At 72.6% G+C, this 20599-nt stretch carries 19 protein-coding genes; 12 read left to right on the forward strand and 7 right to left on the reverse strand.

What is annotated here, in order from left to right:
- Positions 1-62: 62 nt before the first annotated feature.
- From JT723_RS09040 to JT723_RS09080, 9 genes are all read left to right on the forward strand, one after another.
- Positions 63-986 carry an SRPBCC domain-containing protein gene (locus JT723_RS09040; RefSeq protein ID WP_205043959.1) on the forward strand — a complete coding sequence of 308 codons (924 nt, stop codon included), beginning with the start codon at positions 63-65 and terminating at the stop codon, positions 984-986.
- Between the two features lie 89 nt (positions 987-1075).
- The gene (locus JT723_RS09045; protein ID WP_205043960.1) at positions 1076-1879 is read left to right on the forward strand and encodes an aldose epimerase family protein; all 804 of its coding nucleotides are present in this window, start codon (positions 1076-1078) and stop codon (positions 1877-1879) included.
- A gap of 98 nt (positions 1880-1977) precedes the next feature.
- Positions 1978-2520, forward strand: a complete 543-nt coding sequence (pyrE, locus tag JT723_RS09050) for an orotate phosphoribosyltransferase (RefSeq protein WP_205043961.1) — start codon at positions 1978-1980, stop codon at positions 2518-2520.
- 237 nt (positions 2521-2757) lie between these two features.
- Positions 2758-3780, forward strand: coding sequence for a class II fructose-bisphosphate aldolase (fbaA, locus tag JT723_RS09055; protein ID WP_205043962.1), 1023 nt, complete (start codon positions 2758-2760; stop codon positions 3778-3780).
- A gap of 130 nt (positions 3781-3910) precedes the next feature.
- Positions 3911-4324 (forward strand): DUF3151 domain-containing protein, encoded by a 414-nt coding sequence (locus JT723_RS09060; RefSeq protein WP_205043963.1) that lies wholly within the window; start codon positions 3911-3913, stop codon positions 4322-4324.
- Between the two features lie 292 nt (positions 4325-4616).
- Positions 4617-5501 (forward strand): DUF3152 domain-containing protein, encoded by an 885-nt coding sequence (locus JT723_RS09065; RefSeq protein WP_205043964.1) that lies wholly within the window; start codon positions 4617-4619, stop codon positions 5499-5501.
- 115 nt (positions 5502-5616) lie between these two features.
- Positions 5617-6453: a tryptophan 2,3-dioxygenase family protein gene (locus JT723_RS09070; RefSeq protein WP_205043965.1), complete on the forward strand. Its 837-nt coding sequence runs from the start codon at positions 5617-5619 to the stop codon at positions 6451-6453.
- Positions 6446-7660 carry a kynureninase gene (gene kynU, locus JT723_RS09075; RefSeq protein ID WP_205043966.1) on the forward strand — a complete coding sequence of 405 codons (1215 nt, stop codon included), beginning with the start codon at positions 6446-6448 and terminating at the stop codon, positions 7658-7660. Before JT723_RS09070 ends, kynU begins: the two co-directional genes overlap by 8 nt.
- A 3-nt stretch (positions 7661-7663) precedes the next feature.
- Positions 7664-8554, forward strand: coding sequence for an alpha/beta hydrolase family protein (locus tag JT723_RS09080; RefSeq protein WP_205043967.1), 891 nt, complete (start codon positions 7664-7666; stop codon positions 8552-8554).
- Positions 8555-8824: 270 nt separating this feature from the next.
- Here JT723_RS09080 and JT723_RS09085 read toward each other — a convergent pair whose 3' ends face one another.
- Positions 8825-9499 carry a Crp/Fnr family transcriptional regulator gene (locus JT723_RS09085; RefSeq protein WP_033174884.1) on the reverse strand — a complete coding sequence of 225 codons (675 nt, stop codon included), beginning with the start codon at positions 9497-9499 and terminating at the stop codon, positions 8825-8827.
- 264 nt (positions 9500-9763) lie between these two features.
- Between JT723_RS09085 and nth the strand changes: the two genes are divergently transcribed.
- The 3 genes from nth to JT723_RS09100 all read left to right on the forward strand — a co-directional run bounded on the left by nth (position 9764) and on the right by JT723_RS09100 (position 12592).
- Positions 9764-10600 (forward strand): endonuclease III, encoded by an 837-nt coding sequence (gene nth / locus JT723_RS09090; RefSeq protein WP_205043968.1) that lies wholly within the window; start codon positions 9764-9766, stop codon positions 10598-10600.
- Entirely contained in the window at positions 10597-11319 is a 723-nt protein-coding gene (locus JT723_RS09095) for an NUDIX hydrolase (protein ID WP_205043969.1), read from the forward strand. The genes nth and JT723_RS09095 overlap by 4 nt, the downstream gene beginning before the upstream one ends.
- A gap of 73 nt (positions 11320-11392) precedes the next feature.
- The gene (locus JT723_RS09100) at positions 11393-12592 is read left to right on the forward strand and encodes a MarP family serine protease (RefSeq protein ID WP_205043970.1); all 1200 of its coding nucleotides are present in this window, start codon (positions 11393-11395) and stop codon (positions 12590-12592) included.
- 3 nt (positions 12593-12595) lie between these two features.
- Here JT723_RS09100 and JT723_RS09105 read toward each other — a convergent pair whose 3' ends face one another.
- From JT723_RS09105 to JT723_RS09130, 6 genes are all read right to left on the reverse strand, one after another.
- Positions 12596-12775 carry a hypothetical protein gene (locus JT723_RS09105; protein WP_205043971.1) on the reverse strand — a complete coding sequence of 60 codons (180 nt, stop codon included), beginning with the start codon at positions 12773-12775 and terminating at the stop codon, positions 12596-12598.
- 116 nt (positions 12776-12891) lie between these two features.
- A complete protein-coding gene (locus JT723_RS09110; protein WP_205043972.1) occupies positions 12892-13848 on the reverse strand; it encodes an alpha/beta fold hydrolase in 957 nt (318 codons plus the stop codon).
- A 13-nt stretch (positions 13849-13861) separates the two neighbouring features.
- Positions 13862-14365 (reverse strand): phage holin family protein, encoded by a 504-nt coding sequence (locus JT723_RS09115; RefSeq protein WP_205043973.1) that lies wholly within the window; start codon positions 14363-14365, stop codon positions 13862-13864.
- 95 nt (positions 14366-14460) lie between these two features.
- Complete coding sequence (gene nhaA, locus JT723_RS09120; protein ID WP_205043974.1) at positions 14461-15852, reverse strand: Na+/H+ antiporter NhaA; 1392 nt, start codon at positions 15850-15852, stop codon at positions 14461-14463.
- 177 nt (positions 15853-16029) lie between these two features.
- Complete coding sequence (acs, locus tag JT723_RS09125; protein ID WP_205043975.1) at positions 16030-17988, reverse strand: acetate--CoA ligase; 1959 nt, start codon at positions 17986-17988, stop codon at positions 16030-16032.
- An 88-nt stretch (positions 17989-18076) separates the two neighbouring features.
- Positions 18077-20356 carry a bifunctional SulP family inorganic anion transporter/carbonic anhydrase gene (locus JT723_RS09130; protein WP_240165272.1) on the reverse strand — a complete coding sequence of 760 codons (2280 nt, stop codon included), beginning with the start codon at positions 20354-20356 and terminating at the stop codon, positions 18077-18079.
- Between the last annotated feature and the right edge of the window lie 243 nt (positions 20357-20599).

A 20599-nucleotide genomic window follows, 5' to 3' on the forward strand; every position in this document is an offset into this window, starting at 1 on the left:
CGCTGAAAAAGTGCGGGCCGGGGAAACGTCAAGGGGGCGCGCTGGTGGGTAGGCTCCGCCGCATGGAGCATGAGTCCTTCGTTCCGGGCATGACCACCGCGCGTATGGTGCAGGCGCTGCGCACGCCGGATGTGGTGCGGGCCAGCCTGCCCGGCTGGCAGCCCGACGCCGGTGAGGCGCCCGACGGCGGCGCCGAGGGGCGGCTGCGGCTGCGCGTCGGCGGTTCCACGATCACCTACCGCGGCACCGTGACGGTGAGCGGGGAAGGGCCTGGCTTCACGGTGGAGGCCGTCGGCACCGAGGTGCGCGGCGGCGCGGGCGTCACGGCGAACGCCGAGGTCACGGTGGTGACGGCCGTGCAGCCCGAGGCCGGCGTGACGGTGGTCTGGCGGGGCGAGGCGCGGGCGGAGGGCCGGCTGACGACGTACGAGCCCGCGGCGGTGGAGGCGGCCGTACGGCGGCTGCTGGACCGTTTCTGTGCCGAGCTGGCGGCGAACGCCCCGGCGGCGGACACACGCGACGAGGGTGAGCCGGCCGACGGGCCGCAGGACGTACCGGAGGACGCACGGGGGGACGACGCGTCTCAGGACGCGGCCGGGCAGGCTCCCGCGGACGCGGCCGGGCAGGCCCGGGACGACGCCGACGGCGAGCCGGAGCCGGACGTGGTGGACGACCTGGGGGAGCCGGGGCCGCCCGCCGACGACCTGGAGGACTTCGAGCTGGTCGAGGTCGAGGTGGAGGTCCCGGAGAGTGCCGCGGCGCTCGACGACCTCGTACCGCCCGCCGAGGCCGCGCACGCCCGCAGGACGATGATCGGCCGCAGCGCGGAAGAGGTCGACCACGCGCCGCCGCGCGGACGGTACGCGCCCGTGCCCGCGCCTGACAGCTCGTCCGCTGCCGCCACCCTGCGCTGGGCGGCACCTGTCGCGGCGGCCCTGGTCGCCTCCGCGGTCGTCGTCGGGCGGGTTCTGCGGCGCCGCGGGTAGCCGCCCCGGGCGGGGTGTCCGGGAGCGTCCACCACCCAGTCGCCGGACCATAAGTGAACGTCAGAGCACCCGCCCGCTACGCTCGTCGCGTGGAGAACGAGACGAAGCTGACGGCGGGCGACGCCGAACTGACCTTGGAGCCCGGGCACGGCTGCCGGATCGCCTCCCTGCGGATCGCGGGAACGGAACTCCTCCGCCAGGGCGACCGGTTCGGCGCCTTTCTTATGGTGCCGTGGGCGGGCAGAACCGAGAACGGGGTCTTCCGCAACGGCGGTGTCACCCACCAGCTCCCGGTCGACGCCCCGCCGCACGCGATCCACGGCACCGGGCGCCACGTCGCCTGGAAGGAGGCCGCCGCCCCGACCGAGACGACCGCGGCCTACTACTTCGACCTGGCCGACCCCTGGCCCTACCCGGGCCGGGTCACCCACACCGTGGAGCTGGCACCGCACTCGGTCACCCTGACCATGAGCGTCGAGGCGGCGCCCGACGGCGACTCCTTCCCCGCGCAGGCCGGCTGGCACCCCTGGTGGCGGCGCAACCTCGGGCAGGGCGGCCAGGACGTCGAGCTGGCCTTCAGCGCCGAGTGGCAGGAGGAGCGCGGCGACAACCACCTGCCCAACGGCAACCGCATCGACCCCAAGCCCGGCCCCTGGGACGACTGCTTCGGCATGCCCGACGGCGTGGACGTGACGCTGACCTGGCCCGGCGAGATGCGCCTCGAAGTGCGCAGCCCCGCCCAGTGGGCGGTCATCTACGACGAGCAGCCCGAGGCGGTGTGCGTCGAGCCGCAGTCCGGCCCGCCCAACGGCCTGAACACCGCACCGCGGCTGGTCACCCCGATCGACCCGCTGGAGATCTCCACCGTCTGGACCTGGCACCGGATCGGCTGACGGCGGCCCTCCCGCCAAGGCCCCCGGCCCCGGAGACCGAACCCGGCCCCGTGACCTGCGCTTCGTGCGCCGGGTCGCGGGGCCGGATACTTGGGGGCATGAGTGACGACGTACGCAGTGCGCTGCTGCAGCAGATCAAGGACAAGGCCGTGGTGCACGGCAAGGTGACCCTCTCCTCCGGGATCGAGGCCGACTTCTACATCGACCTGCGCCGCATCACGCTGGACGGCGAGGCGGCACCGCTGGCCGGCCAGGTGATGCTGGACCTGACCGCGGACCTGGACTTCGACGCGGTCGGCGGTCTGACGCTGGGCGCCGACCCGGTGGCCGGGGCGATGCTGCACGCCTCCGCCGCGCGCGGGAAGCGCCTTGACGCCTTCGTGGTGCGCAAGGCCAACAAGGCGCACGGGCTGCAGCGCCGTATCGAGGGCACCGAGGTCAAGGGCCGCCGGGTGCTGGTGGTGGAGGACACCTCGACCACCGGCGGCTCGCCGCTGACCGCGGTCGAGGCGGTCAGGGAGGCGGGCGGCGAGGTCGTCGCGGTCGCTGTGATCGTCGACCGCGGGGCCGAGGCGAAGGTTACGCAGGAGGGTCTGCCGTATCTCGCCGCGTATTCGCTGGCCGACCTCGGTCTGGAGTGAGCTGCGGGCCGCCGCTGTCCGCATGGTGGTCGGCGGCGGCTCGGACGACCTCTCCCCGAAGGTGCTCTGACCTGCTCTTTTGCGGCCTCCGGGATGTTTCACGTGAAACACCGGGCGGGCTGCGGGCAACTGCCCCCGTACCGAGGTGGTGTATCCGTTCGAGAATGGGAAGATAGGGCCGACGATGACGTCGCCACGCCAGCACCACCACCCCGCGGAATCTGAGGAGCGGAAACGATGCCCATCGCAACCCCCGAGGTCTACAGCGACATGCTCGACCGGGCGAAGGCAGGCAAGTTCGCCTACCCGGCCATCAATGTCACCTCGTCGCAGACGCTGCACGCCGCGCTGCGCGGCCTCGCCGAGGCGGAGAGCGACGGCATCATCCAGATCTCCACGGGCGGCGCGGAGTTCCTGGGCGGCCAGTACAGCAAGGACATGGTGACCGGCGCGGTCGCGCTCGCCGAGTTCGCGCACATCGTCGCCGAGAAGTACCCGGTCACCGTCGCGCTGCACACCGACCACTGCCCGAAGGACAAGCTGGACGGCTACGTCCGCCCGCTGCTGGCGATCTCGCAGGAGCGCGTCGAGGCCGGCCGCAACCCGCTGTTCCAGTCCCACATGTGGGACGGCTCCGCCGAGAACCTGGACGACAACCTCGCCATCGCCAAGGAGCTGCTGGCCCAGGCGGCCAAGGCCAAGATCATCCTGGAGATGGAGATCACCCCGACGGGCGGTGAGGAGGACGGCGTCTCGCACGAGATCAACGACAACCTCTACACCACCGTCGACGACGCCTTCCGCACCGTCGACGCGGTGGGCCTCGGCGAGCAGGGCCGCTACCTGCTGGCTGCCTCCTTCGGCAACGTGCACGGCGTGTACAAGCCCGGCAACGTGGTGCTGCGCCCCTCCATCCTCAAGGAGCTGCAGGACGCGGTCGCCCAGAAGTACGGCAAGGCCAACGCCTTCGACTTCGTCTTCCACGGCGGCTCGGGTTCCACGATCGAGGAGATCAACGAGGCGCTGGAGAACGGCGTCGTCAAGATGAACATCGACACCGACCTGCAGTACGCCTTCACCCGGCCCGTCGCCGGCCACATGTTCGCCAACTACGACGGTGTGCTGAAGGTCGACGGCGAGGTCGGCAACAAGAAGGCCTACGACCCGCGCGTGTGGGGCAAGGCGGCCGAGGCCGGCATGGCCGCACGCGTCGTCGTCGCTGCGGAGAACCTGCGCTCGGCGGGCAACAAGCGCAAGTAGTCCCCCGTACGCGCGCCCCCGCGGGCGCCCGGTCCCGCCCCTGCGGGCGCCGAGTGCGCTGGACCGCGAAGGACCCCCGGCAACCTTGCCGGGGGTCCTTTCGCACGCCGGCTCGGGCAGACTGGAACCCATGGCCAATCACGAGAACCTCCTCGGGGGTCCCGCCCCCACCCACCTGCCCGACGACCCGGAGCCGCGCGAACTGCTCGCCTCGGGGACCGCGCCCGCCGAGGTCGCGAAGAAGTACCCGGCGTCCTCGCTGGTCTGGGCGCAGCTCGCCGACGACGCCTTCGAGGCCGGCCGTGTCGTGGAGTCGTACGCCTACGCCCGCACCGGCTACCACCGCGGCCTCGACGCGCTGCGCAGGGCCGGCTGGAAGGGCCACGGGCCGGTGCCCTTCGAGCACGAGCCGAACCGCGGTTTCCTGCGTGCCCTGCACGCGCTGGGCCGCGCGGCCCAGGCCATCGGCGAGAACGACGAGTACGAGCGCTGCACCGTCTTCCTGCGGGACAGCTCGCCGACCGCGGCCGACACGCTGAGCTGAGCCCTGCAGAACACGCTGAGCTGAGCCTTTGCGGGGCCGCCCCGGCCCCGCAACCCTGCCTCCTGCCCCGCGGGCGCGCGCCTTCCGCCGCCCGCGGCGCCATGTTGCAGTCCTGCCACAGACCCAGGGCGCATGGCCTGGCCACGTATCTGTGTGCGATTCTTGGCCCTGTTGTTCGGGTCGTACACACCTGTGTCCGGCCGTATGTCCACACGCAGCACGGATATGCCATGGGGGGCCGGAGCAGGGCGGGCCGGGGCCGTGGGCCGGCTGCGCGGCCGCAGGGGGAGTCTTGGCAGCACAGCGCAGCGGGCGTCGTCATGGGCGCCGGCGGGCGAAGAAGCGCGCCGCCATAGCCGGGCCGCTGGCCCTCGGCGTGATCCTCCTCGTGGTCGCCACCGCCGGATACGCGGCCTGGCACAAGACGCAGCAGGCAGGCGGCTCCGCGGCGCTGGACGACGGTGTCAGGGCCACGGCCACCACCGCCCCGCCGTCCGCCGGGGAGGTGGACAGCAGCCGCAGCCCCTCCGCGACGCCGTCCGCCTCCCACACCGCGGCCACCACCCCGCCGAGCCCGTCGCGTACGCCCTCGGCGCCCCCGCCGATGTCCGTGCCGAAGTCCGGCACCGGGACCTTCAGCATCGCCAAGGCCGACGGCAGCGCGTCGGGCCACGGCCTGATCCGCCGCTACAAGGTCGAGGTCGAGGGCGGCATCTCGCTGTCCGCCACCGACGCGGCCCACGAGATCGCCGCCATCCTGGCCAACCCGCGCGGCTGGACCGCCGACGGCCACGACGGCTTCCAGCTGGTCTCCTCCGGCCGCGCCGACTTCGTGATCAAGATCGCGACGCCGGACACCGTGGACGACATCTGCGGTGCCGCGGGCCTGCTCACCCGCGGCGAGGTCAACTGCGACGTCGGCGCGACCGTCGTGGTCAACCTCAAGCGCTGGATGCTGGGCTCACCGGAGTTCGACGGCCCCATCGAGGGCTACCGGGCGCTGATCATCAACCACGAGGTCGGCCACCGCATCGGCCACCACCACGAGGGCTGCCCGGGACCCGGCAGGCCCGCCCCGGTGATGATGCAGCAGATCAAGGGCCTCAAGGGCTGCACCGCCAACCAGTGGCCCTACGACAGCCACGGGCGCTACATCTCAGGGCCGCCGGTCGCCTGACCCGCACCGTGCGGCGGCGCGCCGCGGGAAGGCCGGGCCTTGCCGGATGCGTCCGCACCGCAGATGATCGCGGCGTGGCCCGGTGATCCCGGGCGACCCGTTCTGGAGGTAACCCATGTCCGATGCACCGACCGACGAGGCGGCGACCCCGAACCTCTCGTTCGAGGGCAGCACGCCGTACGAGGACTACGTACAGGCGACCGTACTCACCCATCTGCAGCACCCGCTGTCCGACGAGCCCGGCGAGATGGCCTTCCTGGTCACCACCCAGGTCATGGAGCTGTGGTTCACCCTGCTGGTCCACGAGTGGACCACCGCCGCCCGCGCCCTGCGGCAGGACGACCTGCCCACGGCGATGGCCGCCCTGCACCGCAGCCTGCCGGAGCTGGAGTCGCTGAACGCCTCCTGGAAGCCGATCGCGCACCTGACCCCCGGGCAGTTCAACGCCTACCGCTCCGCACTCGGCGAGGGCTCCGGCTTCCAGTCCGCGATGTACCGCCGGCTGGAGTTCCTGCTCGGCGACAAGTCCGCGTCCATGCTCGTCCCGCACCGCGGCACCCCCAGCGCCCACGCCGAGCTGGAGAAGGCCCTCACCGAGCCGAGCCTGTACGACGAGGTCCTGCGGCTGCTCCACCGGCGCGGCTACGCCATCCCCGCCGACGTGCTCGACCGCGACCCGGCCCTGCGCCACGAGCCGCACCCGCAGGTCGAACAGGCCTGGCAGCGCGTCTACGCGGCCGACGACCAGGACTCCGACCTCATCAGGCTCGGCGAGACCCTCACCGACGTGGCCGAGTACGTGTGGCGCTGGCGCAACGACCACCTCGTGGCGACCCGCCGCGCGATGGGCGCCAAGACCGGCACCGGCGGCTCCGCGGGGGTGGCCTGGCTGGAGAAGCGCGCCGCCAAGAACGTCTTCCCCGAGCTGTGGACGGCCCGCAGCCATGTCTGACCCGACCCGCGCCCCCGAGCTGACCGCGCGCGCCGCCGCCCTGGACGCCGCCGACCCGCTCGCGGCGGTACGCGACCGCTTCGTGCTCGACGACGCCACCGTCTACCTCGACGGCAACTCGCTGGGCGCGCTGCCTGCCGAGGTGCTGCCCCGGCTCGCCGACGTCGTCACCAGGGAGTGGGGCGAGCTGCGCATCAGGTCCTGGGAGGAGAGCGGCTGGTGGACCGCACCCGAGCGGATCGGCGACCGTATAGCCCCGCTCGTCGGCGCCGCACCGGGCCAGGTCGTGGTCGGCGACTCCACCAGCGTCAACGTCTTCAAGGCCCTGGTCGCCGCGGTGCGGATGGCGCCGCCCGGGCGGACCGAGATCCTGGTCGACGCCGCCACCTTCCCCACCGACGGCTACATCGCCGCCGCCGCGGCCCGGCTGACCGGCCACACCGTTCGGCCCGTGCCCGCCGCCGAGGTCGGCGCCGCCGCAGGACCCGCGACGGCCGCCGCCCTGGTCAACCACGTCGACTACCGCACCGGGCGGCTGCACGACATGGGCGGCACGACCGCCGCCCTGCACGCCGCGGGCGCGCTCGCGGTGTGGGACCTGTGCCACAGCGCGGGCGCCCTGCCGGTCGCCCTGGACGCCGACGGGGTCGACCTCGCCGTCGGCTGCACCTACAAGTACCTCAACGGCGGCCCCGGCTCGCCCGCCTACCTCTACGTACGCCGCGAGCTGCAGCCGCGCTTCGACTCGCCGCTGCCCGGCTGGAACTCGCACGCCGACCCCTTCGGCATGGCCCCCGGCTACCAGCCCGCAGAAGGCGCCGTGCGCGGCCGGGTCGGCACCCCCGAGATCCTCTCGCTGCTGGCCCTGGAAGCGGCGCTCGACGTCTGGGACGGCGTCACGACCGAGGACGTACGGGCCAAGAGCCTCGCGCTGACCGACTTCTTCCTGGACTGCACCGCGGCGCTGCTGCCGGCGGGCCGCGCCGAATTCGTCACGCCCGCACCGCACGCGGAACGCGGCAGCCAGGTGTCGCTGCGCTGCGCAGGCGCCGCCGAGGTGATGCGCGAACTGACCGCCAGAGGCGTCGTCGGCGACTTCCGGCCGCCCGACATCCTCCGCTTCGGCTTCACCCCGCTCTACACCCGCTACGCCGACGCACTGCGCGCCGCCCGCATACTGGCCGACGTGACCGAAGGGACCGCCTGACCGATGGCTGCCGACTCCGCCGCGCCCCCGCCCCCGTCCGCGGCCGAGGCGGAGGAGGCGTCGGCCTTCGGGCACGCACCGGTGCCCGCGGACGCCACCGCCCGCTACGGCGACCAGGAGCGGCAGCTGGTCGACTTCTACCGCCCGCGCGCCACCCGGGGCGCCGACCCCCGCCCCGCCCCGCTCGTCGCCGTCCTGCACGGCGGCGCCTGGCGCGCTCCCTACGACCGCGCCCACATCTCCCCGCTGGCCGCCCACCTGGCCGCACAGGGCTTCGCGGTGGCCTCCGTGGAATACCGCACCGGCGCCCCGGGCCAGGCCGCCGTCGCGGGCCGCTGGCCCGACACCTTCGACGACGTGGCCGCCGCGGTCGACGCACTGCCCGAGCTGGCCGTACAGGCGCTGGGCGCCGACCTGGTCGACCCGCGCCGCGTCGTGCTCACCGGGCACAGCGCGGGCGGCCACCTCGCGCTGTGGGCCGCAGCCCGGCACGTCCTGCCCCCCGGATCCCGCTGGCACCGCCCCTCACCTCCCCCCCTGCGTGGCGTCGTGGCGCTCGCCCCCATAGCCGACTTCACCTCGGCGATGCGGCTGCGGGTCTGCTCCGACGCGGTGATCGAGCTGCTCGGCGGCCCGGACCACCTCACGGCCCGCCTCCCGCACACCGACCCCGCCGCCCTGCTCCCCACCGGCATCCCCGTCACCATCGTGCACGGCACCACCGACATCGACGTCCCCCCGCAGGTCAGCCAGTCATTCGCCCGCGCGGCAGCCGCAGCCGGCGAAGAAGTCGTCACCGCCTGGCTCCCCGACGTGGGCCACTTCCCCCTGATCGACCCCGCCACCCCCGCGGTGTCGGCCGTCACCGACGAAATCGCCCAACTGGCCTGGTGACGACCCCCGGGCGTCCCCACCACCGGGGGGTGACTGCCACCTGCGGCGGGCTTTGCACGGTCACCCTCTGCGCAGAGGGCGAGCCATCAGGGGTGCGGGGAACTGCGCGCCCAGCCACAACGCACCGTGACGCTGAACGCAACAGGAAGTGGCACTCACCCAGGGGTGCGGGGAACTGCGCGCGCGCAACCCACCACCGGGGCCAAGGCGCGCGGGCCACCGCAAGTGGCACCCCCCTCCGAGGGCGCCGCGGCCTAGCGGCTGGGCGGCCTAGCGGCTGCGCTTGGCCAGCCGCTCGACGTCGAGCAGGATCACCGCCCGCGCCTCAAGGCGCAGCCACCCACGTCCCGCGAAATCGGCGAGAGCCTTGTTCACCGTCTCGCGCGACGCCCCCACGAGCTGCGCGAGCTCCTCCTGCGTGAGGTCGTGGACGACGTGGATGCCCTCCTCGGACTGGACGCCGAAGCGCCGCGAGAGGTCGAGCAGCGCCTTGGCGACGCGCCCGGGCACGTCGGAGAAGACCAGGTCGGACATGACGTCGTTGGTGCGCCGCAGCCTGCGGGCGACGGCACGCAGCAGCGCCGTGGAGACCTCGGGCCGTACGTTCAGCCAGGGCTGCAGGTCACCGTGGCCGAGCCCGAGCAGCTTCAGCTCGGTGAGCGCGGTGGCGGTGGCGGTCCGCGGCCCGGGGTCGAAGAGCGACAGCTCACCGATCAGCTCACCGGGTCCGACGACGGCGAGCATGTTCTCGCGGCCGTCGGGCGAGGTGCGGTGCAGCTTGACCTTGCCTTCGGTGACGACGTACAGCCGGTCCCCGGGGTCGCCCTCGTGGAACAGCGAGTCGCCACGTGCGAGCGTGACCTCGGTCATGGAGGCACGCAGTTCAGCGGCCTGCTCGTCGTCGAGCGCCGCGAAAAGCGGGGCACGGCGCAGAACGTCGTCCACGAGCTCTCTCCTTGTCGGCATCGCTGGGATGTCCCCATGATGCATGACGTCTCAAACAGTGCGATCAATCACAAGGATGTCTTATCCGGGGCCGTATCCGTGCTCCGGGGGTCCGATTGGGCGTCCTCCGAGGTGTCCTCGGCGGCTGAACGGGTGGCCGCGACGGCGAATTCCGCTGTCAGCGAACGACTGTCGCCGCACGCCCGCCGACACCGGCCCCGCGGATCTCCGCCGGGTGTCGGTGGCGGCCCGTAGTCTGGCGGCATGGCGACGAGTAGTGGCGCGACGAGCGGGGCCACGGCCGGCGGGGCCGCGGTCAAGAAGAAGGCGAAGGTCGCGCAGACGCATACGGGTCTGGTGCGCCAGGCCCGGCGGATCAACCGCGAACTGGCCGAGGTGTATCCGTACGCCCACCCCGAGCTGGACTTCGAGAATCCCTTCGAGCTGCTGATCGCCACCGTGCTGTCCGCGCAGACCACCGACCTGCGGGTGAACCAGACGACGCCGGCGCTCTTCGCGCTCTACCCGACGCCGGAGGCCATGGCGGCGGCCGAGCCCACCGCCCTCGAGGAGATCCTGCGGCCCACCGGCTTCTTCCGCGCCAAGGCGCGCTCCGTGCTCGGCCTGTCCACGGCGCTGCGCGACGACTTCGGCGGCGAGGTGCCGGGCCGCCTGGAGGACCTGGTCAAGCTGCCCGGTGTGGGCCGCAAGACGGCGAACGTGGTGCTCGGCAATGCCTTCGGGGTGCCGGGCATCACCGTGGACACCCACTTCGGCCGGCTGTCGCGGCGCTTCGGCTGGACCACGTCGGAGGACCCGGAGAAGGTCGAGCAGGACGTGGCCGGGCTCTTCCCGAAGTCGGAGTGGACGATGCTCTCGCACCGCGTCGTCTTCCACGGCCGGCGGATCTGCCACGCCCGCAAGCCCGCGTGCGGCGCCTGCCCCATCGCGCATCTGTGCCCCTCCTACGGCGAGGGCGAGATGGACCCGGAGAAGGCGAAGAAGCTGCTCAAGTACGAGAAGGGCGGTGCGCCCGGCCAGCGGCTCAAGCCCCCGCCGGACTACCCGGGGCAGCCCGCGCCCCCGCTGGCGGCCTCATGACGCAGGCCCGGGGGACGGGTGCGGAGGTGGTGGTCAGCCGCGAGGGGCTGCCCGGCTGGCTCGGCCCGGTCGCGGACGCGGCGCAGGGCATACGCCCCGAGCAGCTGAGCCGCTTCCTGCCGCCCGCGGCCGGGGGGCGGCAGTCCGCGGTGCTGATCCTCTTCGGCGAGAGGCAGGCCGCGGGAGAGGCCCCCGGGAAGGCCCCTGCGCCCGATCTGCTGCTCATCGAGCGGTCGGCGGCCCTGCGCTCGCACGCGGGCCAGCCGTCCTTCCCAGGCGGCGCCCTGGACCCGGAGGACGGCGATCCCGACGGTGACGGGCCGCTGCGGGCGGCGCTGCGCGAGGCCCGGGAGGAGACCGGCCTCGACCCGGCGGGAGTGCAGCTCTTCGGTGTGCTGCCGCGGCTCTACATCCCGGTCAGCAGCTTCGTGGTGACCCCGGTGCTCGGCTGGTGGCGTACCCCGAGCCCGGTCGGCGTGGTCGACCCGGCCGAGACCGCCCGGGTCTTCCGGGTGCCGCTCGCGGACCTCACCGACCCGGCCAACCGAGCCACCCTGGTCCACCCCAGCGGTTTCCGCGGCCCGGCCTTCCTGGTGCAGGACGCCCTGGTGTGGGGCTTCACGGCGGGCCTGATCGACAAGATCCTGCACTTCGCGGGCTGGGAGCTGCCCTGGGACGAGGAGCGTACGGTCCCGCTCGGCCGCGCCGGGCTTCTGTGACCTGTGGCGTCCCCGGTACCTGTGACCGCCGTACGGTCCCGCGCGCTCAGGTCGCCATGAGACCGTGTTCCCCGTGAACGTGCTGGACTTCCTGCTCATCCTCGCCGCCGTCTGGTTCGCCGTGATCGGCTACCGGCAGGGCTTCGTCGTCGGCATCATGTCGGTGATCGGCTTCCTCGGCGGCGGCCTCTTCGCGATCTACCTGCTCCCGCTGCTGTGGGACAAGGCGACCGGCGACGCGACGCCGGGTTCCGCCGCGGTGGTGACGGCGGTGGCGATCGTCATCGTGTGCGCGTCGGTGGGGCAGGCGTTCACGACGCACCTGGGCAACAAGCTCCGTACCAAGATCACCTGGTCACCCGCCCGCGCGATCGACGCGAGCGGCGGCGCCCTGGTCAACGTGCTGGCGATGCTGATGGTCGCGTGGCTGATCGGCAGCGCCCTGGCCACCACGGCGCTGCCGACGATAGGGCGCGAGGTGCGCTCCTCGAAGGTGCTGCTCGGGGTGTCGCGGGTGGTGCCGTCGGGCGCCGACACCTGGTTCACCGACTTCAGCAACACGCTGGCGCAGAACGGCCTGCCGCAGGTCTTCGGCACCTTCGGCTCCGAGCCGATCACCTCGGTGCCCGCACCCGACCCGGCGCTGGTCAACAGCCCCGTGGTGGAGAACGCCAAGCGCAGCATCGTCAAGGTGGTCGGCACCGCGCCCGGCTGCGGCAAGGTGCTCGAAGGCTCGGGCTTCGTCTTCGCCAAGGACCGGGTCATGACGAACGCGCATGTCGTCGGCGGGGTCTCCGAGCCGACCGTGCAGGTCGGCGGCAAGGGCAGGCTGCACGACGCCCGGGTGGTGCTCTACGACTGGCAGCGCGACATCGCGGTCCTCGACGTGCCGGGCCTGGACGCGCCCGAGCTGCACTTCGCCACCACCGACGAGCGCAGCCGCGACGACGCGATCGTGGCCGGTTTCCCGGAGAACGGCGCCTTCGACGTGCGCGCCGCCCGCGTCCGCGACCGTATCCAGGCCAACGGCCCGGACATCTACCACCGCGGCACGGTCCACCGCGACGTCTACTCGCTGTACGCGACCGTCAGGCAGGGCAACTCCGGCGGGCCGCTGCTCACCACGGACGGCAAGGTCGCCGGGGTCGTCTTCGCCAAGTCGCTCGACGACTCCAACACCGGTTACGCCCTGACCGCCGACGAGGTCGCCCCCGACGCGGCCGCGGGGCGTACCGCGGACCACAGGGTGGACAGCCAGAGCTGCGCGCTGTGAGCCTCAGTCGCGCGGATGGCGCAGCCGGGCGCCGACCCACCTGGCCCGGCGCCTGAGGATGCGGGGGATGCCCAGCCGGGACTCGCCCGGCGGGAAGAGGTCCATGGGCGCCGTACTGCTGACGGCGGCGGAGGTGCTTCGGCGATTGCGTGACACATCACGGTAGTCGTGCGTCCAACCCATACCGAGCTACGTGCCCGCGCCTCTTGGTCGGTAATCGCCGTTTGCTGGTCCGGTTGGCGTATGCGCCCGGCATTTTAACGATCATGAGCTTGTCGTACCGGCGCGGACCCGTACGGTCAGCGGTCCGGCTCGGGGTCCTTGAGCCAGTTGACCAGCTCGGCGGAGAAGGCGGCGGGGTCCTCCTCGTGCGGGAAGTGCCCGAGGCCGTCGAAGAGCCGCCAGCGGTAGGGCGCCTCCACGTACTCACCGCTGCCGGCCGCGCTGCCCGTCCTGATCGCCGGGTCGAGCGAGCCGTGCAGATGCAGCGTCGGCACCCGCACCGGCCGCTTCATCCTGCGGTTGAACTGGATCCCGTCGGGCCGCGCCATCGACCGCACCATCCAGCGGTAGGGCTCGATGGCGCAGTGCGCGGTCGAGGGGATCTGCATCGCCCGCCGGTAGACGTCGATCGCCTCGTCGTCCGGCAGCGAGGGACCCGACCAGGAGTGGATCAGCTCCCCGACCAGCGCCGCGTCGTCCGCGACGAGCTGCCGTTCGGGCAGCCACGGCCGCTGGAAGCCCCAGATGTACGCCCCGGAGCGGCTCTGCCGCAGGTCGGTCAGCATCGCGGTGCGCCAGCGGCGCGGGTGCGGCATGGAGCAGACCGCGAGCCTGCGCACCAGCTTGGGCCGCATCGCGGCGGCCGTCCAGGCCAGGTAACCGCCCAGGTCGTGGCCGACCAGGGCGGCGTCCGGCTCGCCGAGGGAGCGGATCACCCCGGTCACGTCCAGCGCGAGGTTGCCCGGGTCGTAGCCGCGCGGCGTACGGTCGCTGCCGCCGACCCCGCGCAGGTCCATCGCCACCGCGCGGAAACCGGCGTCGGCCAGTGCGGTGAGCTGGTGCCGCCAGGTCCACCAGAACTGCGGGAAGCCGTGCAGGAAGAGCACCAGCGGCCCGTCACCGACCTCGGCGATGTGGAAGCGGGCGCCGTTGGCAGCCACGTCGCGGTGTGTCCAGGGGCCGTCGGGCCGGGCCACCGACGCGCTCGACCCGCCTTTTTTCCACGGGTTTCCCGACCCGTCGGCGAGGTTCATGCTCCAGAGCGTGTCACATCTTGGCGCCCGCCGTGGCGTCCCCCGTGGGCAGGACCCGTGAAGCCTCCGTGGCGCCGCTGCGCAGCGCGGGCACGGTGCCGTCGGCCAGCTCGCGCGGGTGCGGCTTGGCCTTCTGCAGCACCGCGGCGGTCTCCTTCGCCGAGGCGATGGAGCGCTCCGGCTTCTTGACCTTCTTGAACCGCCCGTAGGCGAAGGCGCCCAGCAGCAGGGCCAGCAGCACGTAGCCGCCGAAGACGATCAGGAACGACCAGCCCAGCGTCAGCCCCAGCGCCTGCAGGCCGTACGCGGCGGCGAAGCTGAGCATCGGCACCGAGAAGAACGCGAGCGCCACCGCCCCGACGACCGCCCCGCTGCCGAACGCCGCGCGCTTGGCGTCCTGCCGCAGCTCCGCCTTGGCGAGGGCGATCTCGTCGTGCACCAGGGCACTCATCTCCGCCGTGGCGGCGGCGAAAAGCTGCCCGATGCTGCGGCTGTCACCGTTGTGGGCTGCGCTCATCGCGTCCTCCGTCATTCCCTCGTCCACTGCGGGGCGGTACCGACCGGTTCCGGCCGGACACCGGTGCTCCGCCCTGTCGCTGGTCCGATCATGCCTCAAATGGTGTCAGGTCCGCCGTCGCGGCGGGCCAGTTGGGCGAGCCTGCGGTGTTCTGCGGCCTTGCGCTCCAGGATCTCGGCCATTCTGAGGTGGTAGGCGGGCTCGTCCTCCTCGTAGATGTCGGGGATGCCGTCACCGTCCTCGTCGCGCTCCTCGTTGTCGTAGAGCCGCCGGTAGGTGTTGTTGCGCAGCTTGAGCAGGCAGCCGGCCAGCACCGCGGAGATGGCCGAGGCGACCAGGACGGCGGCCTTGACCTCGTCGGTGAGCTGCTGGTGGCCCTCGAAAGCCAGCTCGCCGATCAGCAGCGAGACGGTGAAGCCGATACCGGCAAGCGTCGACACGGCGAAGACGTCGGGCCAGGACAGGTCGGGGTTGAGCCGGGCGCGGGTGAAGCGGGCCGCGCACCAGGTGCCGCCGAAGACGCCGATCGTCTTGCCCGCCACCAGGCCGACGAGTACGCCGAGGGTCTCGGGTCTTTGGAAGACGTCGGCCAGTGCGTGCCCGGAGATCGAGACACCCGCGCTGAACAGCGCGAACAGCGGCACGGCCAGGCCCGCGGACAGCGGCCGCACCAGGTGTTCGATGTGCTCGCCGGGGGACTGGGCCTCGCCGGGCCTGGTCGTGCAGCGCAGTGTCAGGCCCATGGCGACGCCCGCGATGGTCGCGTGCACCCCGCTGTTGACCATCAGCGCCCAGATGACCAGCGCGAGCGGCACGTACACGTACCAGCCGCGCACCCCCAGGCGCAGCAGCAGCCAGAAGAGCACCAGGCACGCGGCGGCCCCGGCGAGCGCCGCGAAGTTGATCGTCGAGGTGAAGAAGACGGCGATGATCAGGATCGCGAAGAGGTCGTCGACGACGGCGAGGGTGAGCAGGAAGGCGCGCAGCGCGGCCGGCAGCGAGGTGCCGATGACGGCGAGCACGGCCAGCGCGAAGGCGATGTCGGTGGCCGTGGGGACGGCCCAGCCCTTGAGCGAGCCGCCGCCCGCGCCGCTGACCACGGTGTAGACCAGGGCCGGCACCGCCATGCCGCACACCGCGGCGATGACCGGCAGCACCGCGGCGGACGGCGAGCGCAGCTCACCGGCGACCAGTTCGCGTTTCAGCTCGACGCCGGCGACGAAGAAGAACACCGCGAGCAGGCCGTCGGCCGCCCAGTGCTCCACGGACAGATTCAGGCCGAGCGCGGACGGGCCGAAGTGGTGGTCGGCGACCGCCTCGTAGCTGTGGTGCAGGGTGTTCGCCCAGATGAGTGACGCCACGGCGGCCAGCAGGAGCAGCATGCCGCCGACGGTCTCGGTGCGCAGGGCGTCGGCGAGGAAGTTCCGCTCGGGCAGGGAAAGCCGCCCCAGCAGGACGGCGGTACGGCGTCGCCTCGGCTCGGACACGGGGGGCGGCCTCCTGGGAGTCGTTCAACCGGCTGCGGACACAGCTGGGCTGTGTGCCGACCAGACTTCCCGGCGCTCCCTCAAGTCTTGTCGCGAACCCTCCGCGACATGACGTCAGCCTAGCCCGCACGGGGGAGGGCGCCGCCCGTATCGGGACGCCCTCCCCCTGACGGCGGGTCAGTCCTCGCTGGCGGCGGTGGGCAGCCGGCTCTGGATCAGGTCCATCACGGAGGAGTCGGTGAGCGTGGTGACGTCACCCAGTTCGCGGTTCTCCGCGACGTCGCGCAGCAGCCGGCGCATGATCTTGCCCGAGCGGGTCTTGGGCAGCTCGGAGACGATCAGGATGCGCTTGGGCTTGGCGATCGGGCCGAGGGTCTTGCCGACGTGGTCGCGCAGCTCCGCGACCAGGTCCGCACTGTCCTCCGCAGTGCCGCGCAGGATGACGAAGGCGACGATGGCCTGCCCGGTCGTCTCGTCGGTGGCGCCGACGACCGCGGACTCGGCGACCTTGGGGTGCGAGACGAGTGCGGACTCGACCTCGGTGGTCGAGATGTTGTGCCCGGAGACCAGCATCACGTCGTCGACCCGGCCCAGCAGCCAGATGTCGCCGTCGTCGTCCTTCTTGGCGCCGTCGCCGGCGAAGTAGCGGCCGGGGAAGCGCGACCAGTAGGTGTCGACGTAGCGCTGGTCGTCGCCCCAGATGGTGCGCAGCATCGACGGCCACGGCTCGGTGAGCACCAGGTAGCCGCCGGAGCCGTCGGGCACCTCGTTGGCCTCGTCGTCCACCACGGTGGCCGCGATGCCGGGCAGCGGGGTCTGCGCGGAGCCGGGCTTGGTCGCGGTGACGCCGGGCAGCGGGCTGATCATCATCGCGCCGGTCTCGGTCTGCCACCAGGTGTCCACGACCGGGGTCTTGCCCGCGCCGATGTGCTCGCGGTACCAGACCCACGCCTCGGGGTTGATCGGCTCGCCGACGCTGCCCAGCACCCGCAGGCTGCTCAGGTCGAACGTCGCCGGGATGTCGTCGCCCCACTTCATGAACGTGCGGATCGCGGTGGGCGCGGTGTAGAGGATCGTGACGCCGTACTTCTGCACGATCTCCCAGAACCTGCCCTGGTGCGGGGTGTCCGGGGTGCCCTCGTAGATCACCTGCGTGGCGCCGTTGGCCAGCGGCCCGTAGACGATGTAGGAGTGCCCGGTCACCCAGCCGATGTCGGCGGTGCACCAGTAGACGTCGCTGTCCGGCTTGAGGTCGAAGACGGCGTGGTGGGTGTAGCTGGTCTGGGTCAGGTAGCCGCCCGAGGTGTGCAGGATGCCCTTGGGCTTACCCGTGGTCCCCGAGGTGTAGAGGATGAACAGCGGGTGCTCGGCGTTGAAGGCCTCTGCGGTGTGCTCGGCGGACTGGCGGGCGGCGATCTCGTGCCACCACACGTCGCGGCCCTCGGTCCACTCCACGTCCTGCCCGGTGCGGCGGACCACCAGCACGTGCTCGACCTGCGGGGTGCGCGAGACCGCGTCGTCGATCGCCGGCTTGAGCGCCGAGGGCTTGCCGCGCCGGTAGCCGCCGTCGGCGGTGATGACCAGCTTGGCGTCGGCGTCGTCGATACGGGAGGCCACCGCGTCGGCGGAGAAGCCGCCGAAGACCACCGAGTGCGCGGCGCCGATGCGGGCGCAGGCCAGCATCGCCACGACCGCCTCGGGGATCATCGGCAGGTAGACCGCGACCCGGTCGCCCTTGCCGACGCCCAGCTCGGTCAGCGCGTTGGCCGCCCGGCAGACCTCGTCCTTCAGCTCCGCGTAGCTGATCGCCCGGCTGTCGCCCGGCTCGCCCTCGAAGTGCAGGGCGATGCGGTCGCCGTGCCCGGCCTCGACGTGCCGGTCGACGCAGTTGTACGCCACGTTCAGCTCGCCGTCCGCGAACCACTTGGCGAACGGCGGGTTCGACCAGTCCAGCGTCTGGGTCGGCTCGGTCGCCCAGCTCAGCCGCCGGGCCTGCTCGGCCCAGAAGCCCAGCCGGTCCGCCGCGGCCTGCTCGTACGCAGCCGCGGTGACATTGGCGGCGGCGGCCAGCTCTGCCGGAGGTGCGAACCGCCGCTCCTCCTTCAGCAGGTTGGCCAGGCTCTCGTTGCTGCTCACGCCAGCTCCTTGTCAGGGTGTCCCAGATGTCCCAGCACTACCTCATCAGTCCTGGCGCACCCTGACAAGGGTTCACCACGAAAATGGTTTAGACCTTTGTGGCCAGCCCGTACGCCTCCGGCTCCGGGCCGCCGCCCGCCGCCGCGACGGGGCCTTCCTGTCCCGCCTCCGGCCGCACCGCGGCGAACACACTCGTCGAGCGGTCCAGGATGTACGCCTGCGCCTCTCCGACGTGGAAGTACATCCCGTGCAGCTGCAGCGCGCCCTCCGACACCCGGCGGGCCACGCACGGGTGGGCCGTCAGGTGGTCCAGCTGCTGTATGACGTTGACCAGGCTCAGCCGCTCGTGGTCGTCGGCCACCGGCCGGTCGGCCAGCGCCACTTCGCCGCGCCCCAGCCGGCCGATCCTGGACAGCCTGGCCAGACTCGGTCTGCCGTGCCGCAGCCAGCGCGCCAGCGGGGTCTGCGCGCCCGGCTCGTGGTCGGAGCCCAGCAGGGCCTGCATCGCACCGCACCCCGAGTGCCCGCACACCGTGATGCTGGAGACCCCCAGCACGTCCACCGCGTACTCCACGGCGGCGGCCACCGAGTCGCACGACGCGTCGGAACCCGGCGGCGGCATCAGGTTCCCGATGTTGCGCACCGTGAACAGATCCCCCGGCCCGCTGGAGGTGATCATGCTGGTGACCAGCCGCGAGTCCGCGCAGGTGATGAACAGCTGCCCGGGCCGCTGCCCTTCGCGGGCCAGCCGGGCCAACTCCTCGCGCACCAGCGGCGCCGTGTTGCGCTGGAAGGCGCTCACCCCGCCGATCAGCTGACCGCCGCTGGTGGCCGGCACCGACTCCGACCGCGTGCAGTGGTGGTTGCGCCACGGCGTCCACGGCCGGCAGGCGTGCGCCCCCGGCGGCTCGCCGACCGCCTGCCCTGCCCCGTCGCCGAACACCGCCCGGCCGCCGCGCGACCGGTGCCGCTCGCTCCAGCCGCGCAGCGCCTCGTAGGCCGCGTGGTCCATGAACGACCCATCCAGCTCCACCACGGCGTCGGCCCCGTCCGGCACCTGGGCGAAGGCCCGGGTCAGCCGGGGCACCGCCAGGAAGGTCAACTGCCCGCTCACCCGCACCCGGTGGCAGTCCGGCTCCTCGGTCACCGTGACCCTGGTGCGGGTGAGCCGCCGCAGCGACAGGAAGACCGCGACCGCGCCGCCCGCCGCCACCCCCTGCAGCACCCCGAAGACCACGACGGTGCCCAGCGTGGCCGCGTAGACCGGGAATTCGCGGTGCCGCTGGATGTGCCGGATGTGCGCGAAGCTCACCATGCGCACCCCGACCAGCATCACCAGGGCGGCCAGCGCGGCCAGCGGGATCGCTTCGAGCGCGCGGCCGGCCAGCCCCGCACACAGCAGCACCCACACCCCGTGCAGCACCGTGGCCCGCCGGGTCCGCGCCCCCGCCTCGACGTTCGCGGAGCCGCGCATCGCACCGCCCGCGATGGGCAGCCCGCCGAGCAGTCCCGACAGCACGTTGGAAGCGCCCTGGCCGAGCAGTTCGCGGTCCAGCCCGGCCGGCGCGACCTGTGCGCCGGCCTGCCGCTTGGCCTGCAGCGCGTCCACCGCGACCGCCGACAGCAGCGACTCCATGCTCGCCACCAGCGTGACGGTCAGGACCACCGCGGCGATGTCGAGGACCGGCCCCTCGGGCAGTGCGGGCAGCGCGGGCGCCCGCCAGGAGGGCAGCTCGACCCGCGGCACCGACAGGGGTGCGGCGGCCAGCGTGGCCAGCGCCACCGCGGCCAGCGGTGCGGGGATTCTTCGCAGCATCCCGCCCGTGCGGCCTCTGAGCCGGCGCCAGCCGAGCAGCACGGCCACCGTGATCACGCCGACCAACGGGGTGGCGGGGTGACTGTCGACCAACTGCCCCGGCAGGGCCGCGATGTTGTCGACCGTCGAGTTCTGCGGGCTGCCGCCGAGGACGACGTGCAGCTGGCCGACGGCGATGACCGTACCGATGCCGGCCAGCATCCCGTGCACGATGGCTGGGCTGACCGCGAGCGCGGCTCTGGCCACCCGCAGCACCCCGAGCAGCAGCTGCACGAGGCCGGCGAGCACGGTGACGGCGCAGGTGGCGCGCCAGCCGTACCGCTGGACGAGATCGGCGGTGATCACGACAAGGCTGGTGGCGGCACCGCTGACCTGGAGCGGGGCGCCGCCGAGCAGGCCGGCGACGATGCCGCCGACCGCGGCGGCCACCAGGCCGGACTGCAGAGGTGCGCCGGTCGCCAGCGCGATGCCGAGCGAGAGGGGGACAGCGATCAGGAAGACCGTGATCGAGGCGGACAGATCGGATCGATGGAGGTTTCTGCGGAGTCTCATTTTCCCGTCTCCTTCGGTGGGCGGCGGGACTCGGTAGCGCAGCGTCATCACTCGCTACTCTCAAGAGCCGGTAAATGAACAGTAATGGCTCGAATGCGGAGAGTGAAGCCCAGAGGTCGGATCGGGAGGTTATTTACTGCTATCGAGTGATTCGGCCTATGAACGGGCCGGTCGCTTCGGCCACACCGGGTGACCGTGCCAGCTTGGGGGCAGCTACCGGCCACCCGCGCCGACCCTCTGCGA

This window comes from Actinacidiphila bryophytorum, assembly GCF_016916835.1.
Lineage (GTDB): Bacteria > Actinomycetota > Actinomycetes > Streptomycetales > Streptomycetaceae > Actinacidiphila > Actinacidiphila bryophytorum.

Coding starts and splice junctions, on each gene's coding strand:
- JT723_RS09040 (WP_205043959.1), top strand. CDS start 63: ATGGAGCATGAGTCCTTCGTTCCGGGCATGACCACCGCGCGTATGGTG.
- pyrE (WP_205043961.1), top strand. CDS start 1,978: ATGAGTGACGACGTACGCAGTGCGCTGCTGCAGCAGATCAAGGACAAG.
- fbaA (WP_205043962.1), top strand. CDS start 2,758: ATGCCCATCGCAACCCCCGAGGTCTACAGCGACATGCTCGACCGGGCG.
- JT723_RS09060 (WP_205043963.1), top strand. CDS start 3,911: ATGGCCAATCACGAGAACCTCCTCGGGGGTCCCGCCCCCACCCACCTG.
- JT723_RS09070 (WP_205043965.1), top strand. CDS start 5,617: ATGTCCGATGCACCGACCGACGAGGCGGCGACCCCGAACCTCTCGTTC.
- kynU (WP_205043966.1), top strand. CDS start 6,446: ATGTCTGACCCGACCCGCGCCCCCGAGCTGACCGCGCGCGCCGCCGCC.
- JT723_RS09080 (WP_205043967.1), top strand. CDS start 7,664: ATGGCTGCCGACTCCGCCGCGCCCCCGCCCCCGTCCGCGGCCGAGGCG.
- nth (WP_205043968.1), top strand. CDS start 9,764: ATGGCGACGAGTAGTGGCGCGACGAGCGGGGCCACGGCCGGCGGGGCC.
- JT723_RS09095 (WP_205043969.1), top strand. CDS start 10,597: ATGACGCAGGCCCGGGGGACGGGTGCGGAGGTGGTGGTCAGCCGCGAG.
- JT723_RS09105 (WP_205043971.1), bottom strand. CDS start 12,775: ATGGGTTGGACGCACGACTACCGTGATGTGTCACGCAATCGCCGAAGC.
- JT723_RS09110 (WP_205043972.1), bottom strand. CDS start 13,848: ATGAACCTCGCCGACGGGTCGGGAAACCCGTGGAAAAAAGGCGGGTCG.
- JT723_RS09115 (WP_205043973.1), bottom strand. CDS start 14,365: ATGAGCGCAGCCCACAACGGTGACAGCCGCAGCATCGGGCAGCTTTTC.
- JT723_RS09130 (WP_240165272.1), bottom strand. CDS start 20,356: ATGAGACTCCGCAGAAACCTCCATCGATCCGATCTGTCCGCCTCGATC.